We start from the raw sequence: 14,914 nt of genomic DNA on the forward strand, positions 1-14,914 counted from the left end.
CTGGGCAAGCCTCGCGGCGGCGGCGAAACTGTCGGTCAGCCGCCGAGAGGAGCCCGACAGTGACGTACGCCTTCGACCCGGAGCTCGCGCCCTGGATCGCCATGATCCCCGAGATCACGCTGACCGATCCCGTCCGGATGCGGCAGGCCGACGAGCAGCTCCTCGGCGCGCGGCCCCGGTACGAGCCGCCCGTCCCGGTCGAGGTCCGCGACGTCTCCGTGCCCGGCGACGGCACGGCCGTCCCGGTGCGGATCTTCACTCCGTCCGCCGCCACCGGCCCGCTGCCCGGCCTGGTCTACATCCACGGCGGCGGGTTCGTCCTCGGCAGCGTCGACGCCTTCCACGACGACGCGCTGTGCATCGCCGCCGAGGTCGGCGCGGTGGTGCTGTCCGTGGAGTACCGGCTCGCGCCCGAGCATCCGTTCCCGGCCGGTCTGGAGGACTGCTACACCGCGCTGACCTGGACCGCCGCCAACGCCGCCGACCTCGGCATCGACCCGGACCGGCTCGCGGTCGGCGGGGAGAGCGCCGGCGGCGGCCTGTCGGCCGCGACCGCGCTGCTGGCCCGCGACCGGGGCGGCCCCGCCCTGTGCTTCCAGCTCCTCGGCATCCCCGAGCTCGACGACCGCCTCGACACCCCCTCGATGCGCGCCTACATCGACACCCCCATCTGGAACCGCCCGAACGCCGAGCTGAGCTGGGACTACTACCTCGGCGAAGGCGTCCGCGGCACCGCCGGGGTCTCCCCCTACGCCGCGCCCGCCCGCGCCGAGGACCTCACCGGCCTGCCGCCCGCCTACGTCACCACCTGCGAGTTCGACCCGCTGCGCGACGAGGGCCTCGCCTACGCGCTCCGCCTCGTCCAGTCGGGCGTCGGCACCGAGGTGCACCACTACCCGGGCACCTTCCACGGCTCGTCCCTGATCTCCGACGCCGCCGTCTCCCGCCGCATGGCCGCCGACCGCCTCAACGCACTCCGCCGCGCCCTCCACACGGCCAAGCAACCCATCTGAGCCGAGACGCTCACAGTTCCAAGGTCAGGCGAGGGGTGCGGGCGCGCGAGACGCAGATCATCATGAATCCGCCGTCCGCGCGCTCGGCCTCGGTGAGCACGGAGTCACGGTGGTCGGGCTCACCGTCGAGGACGGCGGTCTCGCAGGTGCCGCACGTGCCCTCGCGGCACGAGGACAGGACGGTGACGCCCGCCTCCTCGACCGTCTCCAGGATCGAGCGTCCGGCCTCGATCTTCAGCGTGCGGCCGCTGAGCGCGAGTTCGACCTCGAACGGCTCGTCCGGGCCGGTGACGGGTTTGGCCGCGAACCGCTCGGTGCGCAGCGCGCCCGGCATGCACCGCTCCTCGACCGCCGCGAGCATCGGCTCGGGGCCGCAGCAGTAGACGAGGGTCCCCGGCGCGAGGCCCGACAGCGCGGCGTCGAGGTCGGGGAGTCCGAACTCGTCCTGCGGCCGCACGTCGACCCGGTCCCCGTAGCAGGACAGCTCGTCCAGGAAGGCCATCGCCGTCCGCCGCCGCCCGCCGTACAGCAGCCGCCAGTCCGCGCCCGCCGCGTGGGCGGCGGCCACCATGGGCAGGATCGGCGTGATGCCGATGCCTCCGGCCAGGAACAGGTAGCCGGGTGCGTCCTCCAAGGCGAAGTGGTTGCGCGGGCCGCGTGCCACCAGGCAGTCGCCGATGCCCAGCCGCTCATGGACGAACGTCGACCCGGGCCCCTCCTTGAGCACGCCGAGCCGCCATGCCCGCTCGTCGGCCGGATCGCCGCACAGGGAGTACTGCCGCTCCAGACCACCGGGCAACAGCAGGTCGACGTGCGCCCCGGGCCGCCAGGACGGCAGCACGCCACCATCGGCGGCGCGCAGCGTCAGCCCCACGACGCCTTCAGCGAGGTCCGTCCTTTCCTGGACGACGACCTCCGTCTCGACGGTGATCTGCTCGGCCACGGGCCCTCCTTCGCGTTCGGCGTCGCCCCGACCCTCGCCGCTCGCCCACCCGTGCAACACCCCGCCTTCCGCCGAACGGAAGCCCTCCCCCCGGCGCTGTGGCGCTGTCGGAGGTGCGGCCTAGGGTGCTGAAAGCATCCATCATGGGGAGGGGCCGGCGGCATGGACGTTCTCGAGCAGGTCCGGGAGATCTGCATGGCGATGCCGGAGGCGACCGAGAAGCCGTTCGGCGGTCATACGTCGCCCTCCTTCCGTGTTCGCGACAAGCTGTTCGTGATGACCAGCGAGGACGGCTCGTCCATGATGTTCAAGGCGGGCCCGGGCGTGCAGGAGGCCCTGGTCTCGGAAAGCCCGGAGCGCTTCTTCGTCCCGAAGTACGTCGGCGCCAAAGGCTGGGTCGGCGCCCGCCTGGACGTCGAGCAGGACTGGAAGGAACTGGCGGAGCTCATCGAGGACAGCTATCGCCTGATCGCTCCCAAGCGGCTCGCGGCACTCCTCGACACGCCCGGCAACGCTCCCCGCCAATAAGGCACCTCCCTCACCAAGGTCTTCGCTTTCGGCAGGCGGGTAGGCCGCCGGTTCTTCGAGTGAGGGCGGTCAGGCGGGCGGTGATGCGTTCCATGGTCGCGGGGTCGGGGTTCCAGCCGCGCTGGAGCAGAGCGGTCAGAAGCGCCTCCAGGTAGGGGCCCGGGCGGGACAGGAAGAGCTTGGTGACGGGGATGATCTGCCAGCCCATCTCCTTGGAGAGCCAGCGCCGGCGGCCTTCGTCGTGGGCGCGGGCCGTGCGGCCTGTGTGGTGGCGTTCTCCGTCGTACTCCATGCCGACGCGGTAGTCCTCGTAGCCGAGGTCGACGTAGAACCAGCGGTCATCCGGCCCGGCGACCGGGATCTGCGTGCGCGGGCGCGGGAATCCGGCGTCGACGATGGCCGTCCGGGTCCAGCTCTCGCCGGGTGAGGCCGCGCCCTGGTCGCCGAGGCGCAGGAGGTCGCGCAGCCGCCTGTTGCCGCGGTAGCCCTCCAGGGTGCGGGCCATGGTCCTGAGTTCATCGGTGTCGACTCCCTGTCTGAGGAACTGGTCGAGTGCGGCGACCGCTTCGGCGCGCGGAAGCCAGCGCGTGCAGTCGAGAGCGGTCCGGGTGCGGGAGGTGACGCGCACGCCCGCCCTCTCCTCGATGTGGCCGGACGGCAGGTCGACGTGCTCGGCGGTCAGGGGCGGGCCCGTCGCGCACTCGGCGGGCCGCGGGGTGATGAGTTCGACGTCCCAGTCGGTCTCGCTCACTCCTGGCGGGAGGACGTCGATGCCCCAGATCCACGCGGCGCTGCGGCGGGCGATGACCGCGTCGGGCGGAAGGAGCCGGCTGAGCGCGGCGGCCCGGTCGGTGAGCGAGGAGCCGCGGTCAGCACCGAAGTAGATGCCGGGGCCTACGGGGACGACCGAGTCGGCGGACGTCCGCTTCCAGGTGACGCTGTATCCGTTCATGTCCACCGATGATGGCCGCCCCGCCCGTCCGGTGATAGGGCACCGCGAAAATGTGGATAACTTCGGATCACCCCAGTTCAGAGGCGTTTTCCGGTCAGCAGCGGCAGGGTTGCGGCGGCGCCGCAGAACGCGACTATCGCCGCGGCGGCGAACAGCGCGTTCAGTCCGTCCGCGAACACCGAATACCGGCTCAGGACCGCTCCGTAGGCGGCGATCCCCACGGCGGATCCGACCTGCATGACGGTGTTGTTGACGCCGGACGCCATGCCGAGCCGCGACCGGTCCGCGACGTCGACGGCCAGGCCGCCGAGGGTCGGCAGCACGATCCCGCACGCGAGGCCGGCCAGCACCATTCCCAGCACCAGATGCGTCCAGGACGAGCCGGGCGCGAGCCCGTGCATGAGCAGTATCGCCAGCCCGAGAAGCGCCAGCGATCCCGAGACGAGCGGCCCCTTCGGGAGGCGGTCCATGACGGCTCCGGCGACCGGACCGGCGAAGAGGATGGGGACGACGAGCGGCAGGAAGCACAGCCCCGTCTCGAGCGCCGAGAAGCCGAGCTGGTCCTGGAACCACAGTGACACGTAGATGAGCAGGGCGAACACGCTCGCCTGCACGGTGAACGACCCGATCTGCGTTCCGCTGAACGCGCGACGCCGGAACAGCGACAGATCCAGCATCGGATCGGTCCGCCGCCCCTCGACGACAAGGAACGCCGCCAGGCTCACCGCCGACCCGCCGAACACGAACGCCGTCTCGGCGCTCCCCCACCCAAGGTCCTGGCCGCGCACCAGGCCGAAGACCAGGAGAGACAGAGAGACGGCCAGCAGCATGGGGCCGACCAGATCGATGCGGCGCCGGTCGCCGGGTCCTTCCTCGCGCGGCAGCGAGCGGACGCCCATGACCAGCGTGACCACGCCGGCCGGCACGTTCACCAGGAACACCCAGCGCCAGCCGAGGCCCGAGACGAGGGCGCCGCCGACGACCGGTCCGAGCACGACGGCGAGCCCTGCGGCGGTCCCCCGCACGCCGAACGCGACACCGCGGGCCCGGCCCGTGTAGCACTGCGCGATGAGCGCGAGCGTCGTCGCGAACATCAGCGCTCCCGCCAGCCCCTGGACGGCCCGTGCCGCGATGAGCGTCCCGGCGGTGGGGGCCAGCCCGCACGCCAGGGACGCCAGCGCGAACAGCGACACCCCGGCGAGGAAGCAGCGGCGGCGTCCCCAGCGGTCGGCGAACGCCCCGGCGGTGAGCTGGAACGCGGCCATCGCCATCGTGTAGGCGTTCATCACCCATTGCAGGTCGCCGAGGCCGGCGTGCAGGTCGCGGCGCATCGCCGGGACGGCGACGGTCACGATCGTGGCGTCCAGCATCAGCATGAAGACCGCGGCGACGATCGCCGCGAGCGGCCACCATCCGGGCGTCCGAACCCGCGTGCCGTCCATGCCAGCGGCTGATCTCTGCTCGACCATGACGCTCCTCCCTAGCACTGTTAGGCTTAAACTAGCATCGTTAGATAATCCCTTGCACTGCTAGATTTGAGTCCGTTCCCGAGGAGGTGCTGTGATGGCCGGCCGGAATCACGGTTTCGTGCGCGATGAGGAAACGCCTGCCGCGCCGCGCCTGGACCGCGCGGAGATCGTCCGGGCGGCCCTGGAACTGCTGGACGCGGACGGGTTCGACGCGTTCAGCATGCGCAGGCTCGCCGCCGCGCTCGACATCAAGTCACCGTCGCTGTACTGGCATGTCAGCGGCAAGGACGAGCTGTTCGACCTGCTGGTCGACACCGTCATCGGCAAGTGCCCGCTGCCGGACGGGGACGACGGGCGCCCCTGGGACGAACGGCTCATCGAGATCGGCCTCGACCTCCGCCGGGTCCTGCTCGCGCATCCCGCGGCGACGCGCCTGCTGCCCGGACGGCTCCCGTTCGGCCCCCACGGGTTGCGCCTCGCCGACCATGTCGTCGGCCTGCTGCGCCGGGCGGGCTTCGACGACCGCATGGCGGGCTACGGGTACCTGCTGCTGATGTTCTACGTGACCGGTTTCGCCGTGCAGGAGATCGCGTTCGGGAAGGGCCCCGAGAACGGAGACCGGCTCGCCGAGGTGACCCGCTATCTGGAGGGGCTGCCCTCCGACCGCTACCCCGACCTCGTAGCCGTGGCCGGGGAACTGCTGGCGCCGCGCCTCACCGACCGTTTCGAGTTCGGGCTGAGAGGCGTCATCGACGGCCTCGCCGAGAAGCGCCGGCCGCAGTGACCCGGGCGGACCGGCGTCAGAGCGCGGCGTCGGGACGCACCGCTGTGACGGTCGAGGCCGCCCAGGCACCGATGCGGTGGATGAGGTCCGGCGTCGCGGCGACCTCCGCGTGACCGAAACCCGGTTCTATCCACAGTTCCTTCGGGTCCCGCGCGGCGTCGTACAGCTGCCGCCCGTGGTCGGTCGGGAAGAACGCGTCGGCGTCACCGTGGACGATCAGCAGCGGCGCGGGCGCGATGCGCGCCGCGACCTCGTGCGGCGCCTCCGGCACGGGGTCCCATCCCTTGGCCGCGATGCGCGTGCCCCGCGCCAGCCGCACGGCGAGCCGGCCCAGCGGCCGTTCGATCACCCAGTGGACGCGGCGCATGGGAACGGTGTCGCGGTAGTACCAGCGGGCGGGCGCGCTCACCGAGACGACGGCGTCGACGTCACCGTGCAATGCGGCGTGCCGGATCGCGACGGCGCCGCCCAGCGAGAACCCCGCGACGGCAACCCGTCGGTAGCCCCTGCTGCGCGCCGCGGCGACCGCCGCCTGGATGTCGAGCACCTCGAGGTCGCCCACCGTGGAGCGGCCGCCGGACCGTCCGTGGCCGCGCAGGTCGAGGGCCAGAACGCCGCCGTACCGGTTGAGCACGGCGCCGATGCGGCGGAGCGCGGGCTGCCGCCAGGAGCACGTGAAGCCGTGCGCGAGCACGAAGCAGAGGTCGCCGTCCCCGCCGAGGTGTCCTGCGTCGATCCGCACGCCGTCGGCGGTGTGAAGGTTCAGGGACTCCGGAATCACCACGTGTTCAATGATCGGACATGGCCCTTCGCGTTTTCCTTCCGCCCCCGGTCACGAGTGGTGCCGGTGGGGCTGAACGTGCAGGTGGGTGGGTAGGCAGCGGATGTGTCGGGGGCGCTGAGCGATTCGGGGGCGGCCCGTTCCCGTACCGGGCGCCCGCCGCCGCGCGCCACCGGTGAGCACGCGGTGCGGTCCATGCTCTCGTCGGCGTGGGCCCATGACCGGGCCGCGGAACTGCTGGAGGACATGGCCGCCGTCCACCCGGAGGAGGCCGAGGCGCATCTGCAGTCGGCCGAGCGGCAGCGCAGGTGGGCGGAGAACGACCGCGATCTGGTGGAGCGGTACGCCCCGCGGGCCGGTGACCCGGACGGTTTGTGATGACGGCCCCGCGGGTGCAGGGTGAGGGGACGGCGGCCTGAGACGGCCATAGGCGAAGGATGTGGACATGACCGTCGATCCAGAGAGTCTCGGAACGACACGTCGTGCGTTGCACGGGGTCGCCGAACTGCTCCTCGCGGGCCCGCAGCACAGGGAGAGCGGGACGATCCGGTTGCGGGTGCTGGAGGGCGGTTTCGGGACCGTCCGGGCACCGGAGCTGCGGGTCGCCGGAACCGGGCTGGTGGCCGGCGACCGGGTGATCCCGCTGAACGGCGCCACGTGCGAGGAGCTGGCCACGGCGGCGGGCGTCGAGGCGGGCGCGCCGCAGGACCTCTACAAGGACGGCAGCGGAGTCGGGGCAGAGGAGACGCTCGGCGTGGACGCGGGCGCGGCGGCCCACATCGAGGAGTGCTTCGCGCGCGGACACAAGGCTCTGGTCCGGTTCGCGCCGGATGTCGCCCCCGTCCTGTGGCCGGAGCACTTCGACCTGAGCATCACCCTCGACGAGGTCAACTACGGCATCTCGCCGGGAGACTCCTATCTCGGGGAGCCCTACGCGTACGCGGGTCCATGGGAGCCGAGGCAGGGCGCCTTCTGGAACGCCTCGTTCGGAGCGGCGCGGCCGGTCCGGCTGCTGCCGGGCGCGACTGCGCTGCACGACTTCTTCAGGGAGGCGCGGGACCGGGCCGCCCGCGACCCCGCCCGGCGTCCCTGACCACGCTCTGTGCAAGGATCGGAACCGTAGGCTGATCAGGGAGGTCCTTGTGCGCATCGGTGTTTCCCTCGGCGAGCGCGGCGGCGCGGACGCGCTGGACAAACTGGCCGACGATGTGCGGCGCGCCGCCGACGACGGTTTCGCCTCGGCGTGGCTGTCGAACATCTTCGGCGTCGACGCGCTGACCGCGCTCGCGGTCGCGGGAAGCCGGGTTCCGGGCATCGAGCTGGGGACCGCCGTCGTGCCGACGTACCCCCGGCATCCGGCGGCGCTGGCCCAGCAGGTGCGGACGGTGGCGCTCGCCCTCGGGGAGAACCGGCTGACCCTCGGCATCGGCCTGTCCCACAAGGTCGTCATCGAGGACATGTACGGCTACGACTTCGGACGGCCCCTGCGGCACATGGACGAGTACCTGTCGGTGCTGCTGCCGCTGCTCGACCACGAGACGGCGTCGTTCACCGGGGAGACCCTGCGCGGCCAGATCGGGCTGACCGTCCCGAACGAGGGCCGGGTGCCCGTGCTGCTGGCGGCGCTCGGCCCGAAGATGCTGCGGCTGGCCGCCGAGCGCACGGACGGGACCGTCCTGTGGATGACGGGCCCCGCCACCGTCCGCGAGCACATCGCGCCGACCATCACGGCGGCGGCCGAGGCCGCGGGCCGTCCGGCGCCACGGATCGTCTGCGTCCTGCCGGTGTGCGTCACCGGCGACGCCGGGCGGGCGCGCGAGCGCGCGGCGAAGGCGTTCGAGGTGTACGGGACGCTGCCGTCCTACCGCGCGATGATGGACCGGGAGGGCGCCGAGGGCCCCGCCGACCTCGCGATCATCGGCGACGAGGACGCGGTCGGGGCGCGGCTGGAGGAGCTGGCCGCGGCGGGCGTCACCGACTTCGTGGCCGGCGAGTTCATGCCCGGCGACGACCGCGCCCGCACCCGCGCGTTCCTGAAGTCCGCCGCCGCCCGCTGACCGGCCGGCCCGCGGCGGCTCAGGACGAGATGACCTCGTAGAGGTTGCCGCTGGAGTCGGAGAAGTACAGGCCGCGCGCGCCGAGGGGATGGGCGGTGTCGATGCGGCCGTTGTCGGGGTGGGCGGGCTGGTCCCCGTAGGGGATCTCGCGGGCGTCGAGGCGGTCGACGACGGCGTCGAAGGTCGCCGCGTCCACGTCGAACGCCAGGTGGTGGCCCTGCGGGTAGGCGACGGTCAGGAAGTCGAGGGTGAGGCCGTCGTTGACCTTGATCGGCACGAAGTGGCGGGCGTGCGGGTGCGGCCCGGTGTAGGTCAGGCCCATGACGCCCGCGAAGAAGCGGGCGGCCTCGTCGTTGTCGGCGGCGGTGACGATGGTGTGGTTGAGCGTGATGGTCACTCGGGGGTCCCTTCGGCGGACGCGTCGGCGGGCGTTTCGGCAGGAGACTCGGCGGGCGTTCCGGCGAGCGCGCCGTGCAGGAAGACGTCCAGGTACTCCTCCAGCGACGGCGCCGGCTCTTCGGGGCCGGTCGGGGGGCGGCCGCGGGTGAAGACCAGCCCCATGAACATCCCGGCGATCTGCTCGGGGGGCAGCCGGAGCCGGTCGCGCTCGGGCTCGAAGAGCTCGGCGAGCGCGCCGCGGGTGCGGGCCATGGCGGACGCGCGGTCGATGGCGGCGTCGGCCGCCTCGCCGCCGCCGTGCGAGCCGCGCCCGCGCCGGCCGGTGGCGTGCAGCGCGCCGAGGACCATGCCCATGCGGCCGAGGTAGGCGTCGATCGCGGCGGCGGCCTCGGCGAGCCGCCCGGCCAGCGGCTGGTCGAGCGGGATCTCCTCGATCTCGGCCAGGACGTGGTCGGTCCGCAGCGCCTCGATGACGCAGGCGTCGAGGAGCTCGTCCTTGTCGCTGAACACGCGGAAGATCGTCGCCTCGCCGATGCCGGCGGCGCGGGCGATCTGGCCGGTGGTGACGGCGGTGCCGTGCTCGGCGACCAGCGGCAGCGCGGTGCGGACGATCATCTCGCGGCGCTGCTCGGGGCTCATGCCGGGGGCGCGGCGGCGCCTCCCGCCGTCCCGGCCGCCGCCCTGCCCCCCGCCCTGCGCGCCGTCCTTCGGGGTCTCCATGCGGCCCACCGTACGGTGTGAGTACTCACTCCGTCAATGCTGGAGTGAGTACTCACACCGAAGGCTGAGCGAAACCGGATAAGGCGGCTGATAACGTTGCACTTCGAGCGCGCCCTGGAGCGAAGTCCGGTGCGAACCCGGCGCTGTCCCGCAACTGTGGTGCCCCTGTCGAAGTGGCCGAGCCAGGTCGCCTCCGCGCGCGCCGACGACTCTCGACCTCGTGGAAGGGCGATCCGTCATGACGGGCCGCGGCTTCCCTGCAGCCCAGGAGGCTCCTGTGAGACCCGTGCGCGTCCTCGGCGCGGCCATCGCGACCGCCGCGGTGGCGCTCGCCGCCGCCGGTTGCGGCGACGACGGCAAGACCAAGGCGTCCGGCGACGGCGCCAAGACCGTCACCGTCCAGGCGGGCAACGGCGCGGTGACCGTCCCCGCCCATCCGAAGCGGATCGTGTCGCTGTCCCCCACGCACACCGAGACGCTGTTCGCCATCGGAGCCGGATCGCAGGTCACCGCGGCCGACAGCCTGTCGGACTACCCCGCGAACGCGCCCCGGACGAAGCTGTCGGCCTTCAAGCCGAACGCCGAGGCGATCGTCAAGTACCGGCCCGACCTCGTGGTGCTGTCGAACGACATGGACGGCGTCGTCAAGGCCCTGCAGAAGGTCAAGGTCCCGGTGCTGCTGGAGCCGGCCGCCGCGAAGCTGGACGACGCCTACGACGAGATCGCCGACCTGGGGCTGGCCACCGGGCACGTCGCGGAGGCCAAGAAGGTCACCGACGGCATGCGCGCCGACATCCAGAAGACCGTCGCCGCGTCCGCCAAGGGCAAGGGGCTGACCTACTACCACGAGCTGGACAACCAGCTGCACACCGTCACTTCCCAGACGTTCGTCGGGCAGGTGTACGGCCTGTTCGGCCTGCGCAACGTCGCCGACGCGGCGGACAAGGCGAGCGGCGGGTACCCGCAGCTCTCCCGCGAGTACCTGGTCAAGAAGGACCCGGACCTGGTCTTCCTGGCCGACACCAAGTGCTGCGGCCAGAACGCCGCGGCGGTCGCGAAGCGGCCCGGCTTCGGCGACCTCAAGGCCGTCAAGGACGGCGGCGTGGTGCCCCTGGACGACGACCTCGCCTCGCGCTGGGGGCCGCGCCTGCCGCAGTTCGTGAAGGCGATCGGCGACGCGGTGCAGAAGACGCGGTGATCCCCGCTCTGCCGGGACGGCGGCGGCGCCGGAGCGGGGACGCCGGCCCCCGGGCGCGGGGACGGCTGCGGCCGCTGCCGCTGGCGGCGGCGCTGGTCCTGCTGGTCGCGACGCTGCTGGCGGGACTGGTGGTGGGCGCCGCCGGCCTTCCCGTCACCGGGATCCTGGAGGAGCTGGCCGACCGGATCCCGTTCGTGCACCTCGACAGCGGGTTCAGCACCGTCGACCAGAACGTGCTGTTCCAGCTGCGGGTGCCGAGGGTGCTGATGGCCGCGCTCGTCGGCGGGATGCTGTCGATGGCGGGGGCCGGATACCAGGGGGTGTTCCGCAACCCGCTGGCCGACCCGTACCTGCTCGGCGCGGCGGCGGGGGCGGGCGTCGGGGCGACCGTGGTGATCGTGCTGGTGCCGGGCGACCCCGGCTACGGCGTCCCGCTGGCGGCGTTCGCGGGCGCGATCCTCGGGGTGGCGATGGCGTACGCGCTGGGCGCCACGGCCGCGCGCGGCAACCGGGCGGCGACGCTGGTGCTGGCGGGGGTCGCGGTGTCGTCGTTCCTGTCGGCGGTGCAGACGTTCCTCCAGCAGGTGAAGGCGGAGGAACTGCAGCGGATCTACTCCTGGATCCTCGGCGGGGTCGGCTCGGCGGACTGGCACCAGCTGGCGCTCGTCGCGCCGTACTCGCTGGTCTCGGCGGTCGTGCTGCTCGCGCACGGCCGGCTGCTGGACGTGCTGAGCGTCGGCGACGAGGAGGCGGCCTCGCTGGGACTGTCGGCGGCGCGTGTCAGGCTGACGGTGCTGGTGGCGGCGTCGCTGGCGACGGCGAGCGCGGTGGCGGTGAGCGGCCTGATCGGGTTCGTCGGCATCGTGGTGCCGCACGCGGTGCGCAGGCTGGCGGGCGGGTCGTACCGGGTGGTGCTGCCGCTGTCGCTGCTCGGCGGGGCGGCGTTCCTGGAGCTGGCCGACCTGGTGGCGCGCACGGTGATCGCGCCCGGTGAGCTGCCGCTCGGCGTGGTGACCGCGTTCGTCGGCGGCCCGTTCTTCGTGGCGGTGCTGCGCGCGAGCCGCCGGCAGGTGGAGACGTGACGGTCGCGGTGCGGGGCCTGGACGTGGCGCTGGGCGGGCGCCCGGTGCTGCGGGGCGTCTCGCTGAAGGTCCCGGCGGGGTCCTGGACGGCGGTGATCGGGCCGAACGGGGCGGGCAAGTCGACGCTGCTGCGGGCGGTGCTCGGGCTGCTGCCGTGCGCGGGCGAGATCACGGTCGCGGGCGCCGACCTGTCGGCGATGAAGCCGCGCCGGCGCGCCCGGCTGGTCGCCTACGCCCCGCAGAGCCCGAGCCTTCCGGTGGGGATGACGGTGTTCGACTACACCCTTCTCGGCCGTTCGCCCTACATCCCGCACCTGGGTCGGGAGAGCGCCCGCGACCGCGCCATCGCGGGCGAGGTCCTCGACCGGCTGGACCTGACCGGCCTCGCCGAACGTCCGCTCGACCATCTGTCCGGCGGCGAGCGGCAGCGCGTGGTGCTGGCGCGGGCGCTCGCGCAGCAGACGTCCGTGCTGCTGCTGGACGAGCCGACGACCGCGCTCGACATCGGCCACCAGCAGCAGGTGATGGAGCTGATCGACCGGCTCCGGCTGTCGGACGGGCTGACCGTCGTCACGACCATCCACGATCTGACGCTTGCCGGGCAGTACGCCGACGCGCTGGTGCTGCTGTCGGGCGGGCGGGTCGTCGCGTCCGGAACGCCCGCCGAGGTGCTGACGCGCGCCGCGATCCAGGAGCATTTCCAGGCCCGCGTGCACGTCCTTCCCGGGCCGGACGGCCGGCCCCTGCTGTCTCTGGAGCGCCCGTGAACATCGAGCTGGTCTGGCGGGAGGAGGACGGCGCGCGGCTGGCCGCGACGGTGTGGCGTGCGGGCGCCGGCTGGCGCGCGGTGTCGTCGGCGATGCTCGGCGGCGGGATCGGCCCACTGGGTTGGGTGCTGAACGCGCAGGTCCGCGGCGCGTACGCGCGGCTGGACCCCGTCGCCCACCTGGAGGAGTTGGCCGCGTCGTTCGGGCTGGACGGTCCCGGCGCCGGCATGCTGACCGCCGCGTCCGTCGCCCGGACGATGCGCCGGGAGGACGGCGGCGTCACCGTCTCGGCGACCGTCGGCCTGCGCGTGCCGACGTGGGCCGCCGCGCCCGAGGGGGCGGCCGACCCCGAGCTGGCCCCGCTCCATCTCGACGTGCCGCCGCCGGCGCGGGAGCCCTCGCCGCCGGAGCAGGAGCAGGCGTGGCGACCGGGGACGGTCAACATCGTCGTCGCCGTCCCGGTCGCGTTGAGCGACGCGGCCCTGGTGAACGCGGTGGTCACCGCCACGGAGGCGAAGACGCAGGCGCTCCTGGAGGCGGGCTTCCCGTGCACCGGGACGGCGTCCGACGCGATCTGCGTGGCCGCGCGGACCTCCGGCGAGGCCGAGCCCTTCGCCGGTCCCCGATCGACATGGGGATCGCGGATCGCGCGCGCCGTGCACGCCGCAGTGCACGCGGGCGCCCTTGACTACGCCGAGTACCTGCGGAGGAAGCCCTAGCCCAGCGTACCGGCCGCCCCACCACCCCGGTGCGGTGCGGCGGCCGGTGTCAGGGCCAGTGCCGTGTGGTGAAGGGCCTCACCTCCTCCTCGTCGTCCGGTTCGCCGGCCTGACGGTCAGCCGGCGTGGGGAAGCCGGCGGCCGTTGACCGCGAGCGGGTCGGTGCCGTCCAGCAGCGACTGGTTCGGGCGGGTCGCGTTCGCCGGGGCGCCGTTGCGCGGCGATCCGTTGAACGGCGGCAGCGGGTGCAGGCCCGTCGGGGCCTCCGGATCCGCGGCGGGACGGCCGTCCGGACGCGGGTCGGCCGGGCGGGTGAGCGCGTCGACGCGGCGGCGCGCGCGGTCGGCCTCGGCGCGCGCGGCGTCCCGTTCGGCGGTGAGCGTCTGGACGGCGGCGCGCAGTTCCTCGTTGGCCCGCGACAGGTCCCAGTTGTGCTGCTCGACCTCGCGGGCCCGCGCCTGGACCTGGTCACGGTCGGCGACGGCCTGGCCGCGCTGGGTCTCGGCGTCGCGGACGGCCGCGCGCAGGTCCTCGGCGGCGCGCCGGGCGGCGGCGGCCTCGATCCGCTGCCCCTCGGCGGCGGTCTCGGCCTCCGACAGCCGGCTGTGCAGGCCGACCAGCTCGGCGCGGGCCGTCTCCAGCGCGGCGAGCAGCTCGCCCTCGCGGCCGGCGACGCGGTCGCGGTCGCGGTCGGCGGCGAGCCGGGCCGCCTCGGCGGCGTCCGCGACGTCCTTGGCCTCCTGCGCCTCCCGCCGGGCGGCGTCGCGCTCGCCGGCGGCCTGCTCGGCCTCGGTGCGGGCGGCGGCCGCCGCCTCCTCGGCGGCGTCCGCGCGGGCGCGGGCGGCGGCGGTCTCGCGCCAGGCGGCCTCGGCCTGGCGCTGCGAGGCGTCCCGCTCGCGCTGCGCGATCGCGATCTCCCCGGCCGCGTCGGCGCGGACCTCGGCGACCCGCCGCTCGACGCCGGCGACGCCCAGCTCGGAGACCAGGGATCCGGCGAGCCGGTCGGTGACGGCCTCCAGCCGCTCCACCATCTCCCACGTCCACGCCACCTGGCCGGTGAGGCCGGGCGCCTCCCGGGCGCGTGCGCGGCTCGCGTGCGCGGCCCGCTCGCACGCGCCGTCGTTGTCCTGGCAGTAGCGGACGGTGCGGCCGCCGCGCACCGGCTGCGGTACGGGCCTGCCGCAGCCGGCGCACGGCCAGACCGCGACCGGGTCGCCAAGGCGCGCGATCCCGGCGCGGGGTCCGGTGTCCGCGTCGCCGCCCGCGGAGGCGGGCGCGGCGTCGGTCGGGCGTTGGAGGGGCTGGGTCACCGCCGACGCCTCCTCCGCCGGCGGCGTCTGGCCGGTGTAGGCGGGGTCGGTGTAGAAGCCGGGGTCGGTGATCACAGGAAGATCGGTCAACGTCGGGGCGGCAGGGGTCGGGGCGCTGTCGAACGGGGCGACCTTCTGGTCTTCCATGTGCGGTTGTACGGGGCGCAACGGCGAAGCGTTCGACGGTCACGC

17 protein-coding genes are annotated in these 14,914 nt (G+C 73.7%); 10 read left to right on the forward strand and 7 right to left on the reverse strand.

What is annotated here, in order from left to right:
• The first annotated feature begins 59 nt into the window (after positions 1–59).
• Positions 60–1,013 carry an alpha/beta hydrolase gene (locus QP089_RS45125; protein WP_285920750.1) on the forward strand — a complete coding sequence of 318 codons (954 nt, stop codon included), beginning with the start codon at positions 60–62 and terminating at the stop codon, positions 1,011–1,013.
• Between the two features lie 10 nt (positions 1,014–1,023).
• Here the strand turns inward: QP089_RS45125 and QP089_RS45130 are convergent, their stop codons facing one another.
• Positions 1,024–1,956, reverse strand: coding sequence for a PDR/VanB family oxidoreductase (locus QP089_RS45130; protein WP_285920751.1), 933 nt, complete (start codon positions 1,954–1,956; stop codon positions 1,024–1,026).
• Between the two features lie 162 nt (positions 1,957–2,118).
• Between QP089_RS45130 and QP089_RS45135 the strand changes: the two genes are divergently transcribed.
• Positions 2,119–2,484, forward strand: coding sequence for an MmcQ/YjbR family DNA-binding protein (locus QP089_RS45135; RefSeq protein ID WP_285920752.1), 366 nt, complete (start codon positions 2,119–2,121; stop codon positions 2,482–2,484).
• Positions 2,485–2,494: 10 nt separating this feature from the next.
• On the opposite strand, the gene QP089_RS45140 is transcribed toward QP089_RS45135, so the two are convergent.
• The gene (locus tag QP089_RS45140) at positions 2,495–3,436 is read right to left on the reverse strand and encodes a type IV toxin-antitoxin system AbiEi family antitoxin (protein WP_285920753.1); all 942 of its coding nucleotides are present in this window, start codon (positions 3,434–3,436) and stop codon (positions 2,495–2,497) included.
• A 77-nt stretch (positions 3,437–3,513) separates the two neighbouring features.
• On the reverse strand, positions 3,514–4,905 hold the full coding sequence (locus QP089_RS45145; RefSeq protein ID WP_285920754.1) for an MFS transporter: 1,392 nt from the start codon (positions 4,903–4,905) through the stop codon (positions 3,514–3,516).
• A gap of 118 nt (positions 4,906–5,023) precedes the next feature.
• Here QP089_RS45145 and QP089_RS45150 point away from each other — a divergent pair, with 118 nt between their 5' ends.
• The gene (locus tag QP089_RS45150) at positions 5,024–5,689 is read left to right on the forward strand and encodes a TetR/AcrR family transcriptional regulator C-terminal domain-containing protein (RefSeq protein WP_285920755.1); all 666 of its coding nucleotides are present in this window, start codon (positions 5,024–5,026) and stop codon (positions 5,687–5,689) included.
• Positions 5,690–5,705: 16 nt separating this feature from the next.
• Here QP089_RS45150 and QP089_RS45155 read toward each other — a convergent pair whose 3' ends face one another.
• A complete protein-coding gene (locus QP089_RS45155; protein WP_285920756.1) occupies positions 5,706–6,473 on the reverse strand; it encodes an alpha/beta hydrolase in 768 nt (255 codons plus the stop codon).
• 192 nt (positions 6,474–6,665) lie between these two features.
• Here QP089_RS45155 and QP089_RS45160 point away from each other — a divergent pair, with 192 nt between their 5' ends.
• The 3 genes from QP089_RS45160 (at position 6,666) to QP089_RS45170 (ending at position 8,527) form a co-directional block, all read left to right on the forward strand.
• On the forward strand, positions 6,666–6,848 hold the full coding sequence (locus QP089_RS45160) for a hypothetical protein (protein ID WP_285920757.1): 183 nt from the start codon (positions 6,666–6,668) through the stop codon (positions 6,846–6,848).
• A gap of 67 nt (positions 6,849–6,915) precedes the next feature.
• Positions 6,916–7,563: a hypothetical protein gene (locus tag QP089_RS45165; protein WP_285920758.1), complete on the forward strand. Its 648-nt coding sequence runs from the start codon at positions 6,916–6,918 to the stop codon at positions 7,561–7,563.
• A gap of 49 nt (positions 7,564–7,612) precedes the next feature.
• Complete coding sequence (locus QP089_RS45170; protein ID WP_285920759.1) at positions 7,613–8,527, forward strand: LLM class F420-dependent oxidoreductase; 915 nt, start codon at positions 7,613–7,615, stop codon at positions 8,525–8,527.
• 19 nt (positions 8,528–8,546) lie between these two features.
• On the opposite strand, the gene QP089_RS45175 is transcribed toward QP089_RS45170, so the two are convergent.
• Positions 8,547–8,924 (reverse strand): VOC family protein, encoded by a 378-nt coding sequence (locus tag QP089_RS45175; protein WP_285920760.1) that lies wholly within the window; start codon positions 8,922–8,924, stop codon positions 8,547–8,549.
• Positions 8,921–9,646, reverse strand: a complete 726-nt coding sequence (locus QP089_RS45180; RefSeq protein WP_285920761.1) for a TetR/AcrR family transcriptional regulator — start codon at positions 9,644–9,646, stop codon at positions 8,921–8,923. Before QP089_RS45180 ends, QP089_RS45175 begins: the two co-directional genes overlap by 4 nt.
• 277 nt (positions 9,647–9,923) lie before the next feature.
• On the opposite strand from QP089_RS45180, the gene QP089_RS45185 reads away from it, so the two are divergent.
• From QP089_RS45185 to QP089_RS45200, 4 genes are read left to right on the forward strand one after another with little or no spacing between them, the layout of a single operon-like run.
• Positions 9,924–10,844 carry an ABC transporter substrate-binding protein gene (locus QP089_RS45185; protein WP_285920762.1) on the forward strand — a complete coding sequence of 307 codons (921 nt, stop codon included), beginning with the start codon at positions 9,924–9,926 and terminating at the stop codon, positions 10,842–10,844.
• Positions 10,841–11,926, forward strand: a complete 1,086-nt coding sequence (locus tag QP089_RS45190) for a FecCD family ABC transporter permease (RefSeq protein ID WP_446474145.1) — start codon at positions 10,841–10,843, stop codon at positions 11,924–11,926. Before QP089_RS45185 ends, QP089_RS45190 begins: the two co-directional genes overlap by 4 nt.
• A complete protein-coding gene (locus QP089_RS45195) occupies positions 11,923–12,693 on the forward strand; it encodes an ABC transporter ATP-binding protein (protein ID WP_285920763.1) in 771 nt (256 codons plus the stop codon). The genes QP089_RS45190 and QP089_RS45195 overlap by 4 nt, the downstream gene beginning before the upstream one ends.
• A gap of 2 nt (positions 12,694–12,695) precedes the next feature.
• A complete protein-coding gene (locus QP089_RS45200) occupies positions 12,696–13,412 on the forward strand; it encodes an adenosylcobinamide amidohydrolase (RefSeq protein WP_285920801.1) in 717 nt (238 codons plus the stop codon).
• Between the two features lie 116 nt (positions 13,413–13,528).
• On the opposite strand, the gene QP089_RS45205 is transcribed toward QP089_RS45200, so the two are convergent.
• Complete coding sequence (locus QP089_RS45205; protein ID WP_285920764.1) at positions 13,529–14,869, reverse strand: phytochrome family protein; 1,341 nt, start codon at positions 14,867–14,869, stop codon at positions 13,529–13,531.
• Positions 14,870–14,914: the final 45 nt, after the last annotated feature.

The organism is Actinomadura opuntiae, from assembly GCF_030283205.1.
Taxonomy (GTDB): domain Bacteria; phylum Actinomycetota; class Actinomycetes; order Streptosporangiales; family Streptosporangiaceae; genus Spirillospora.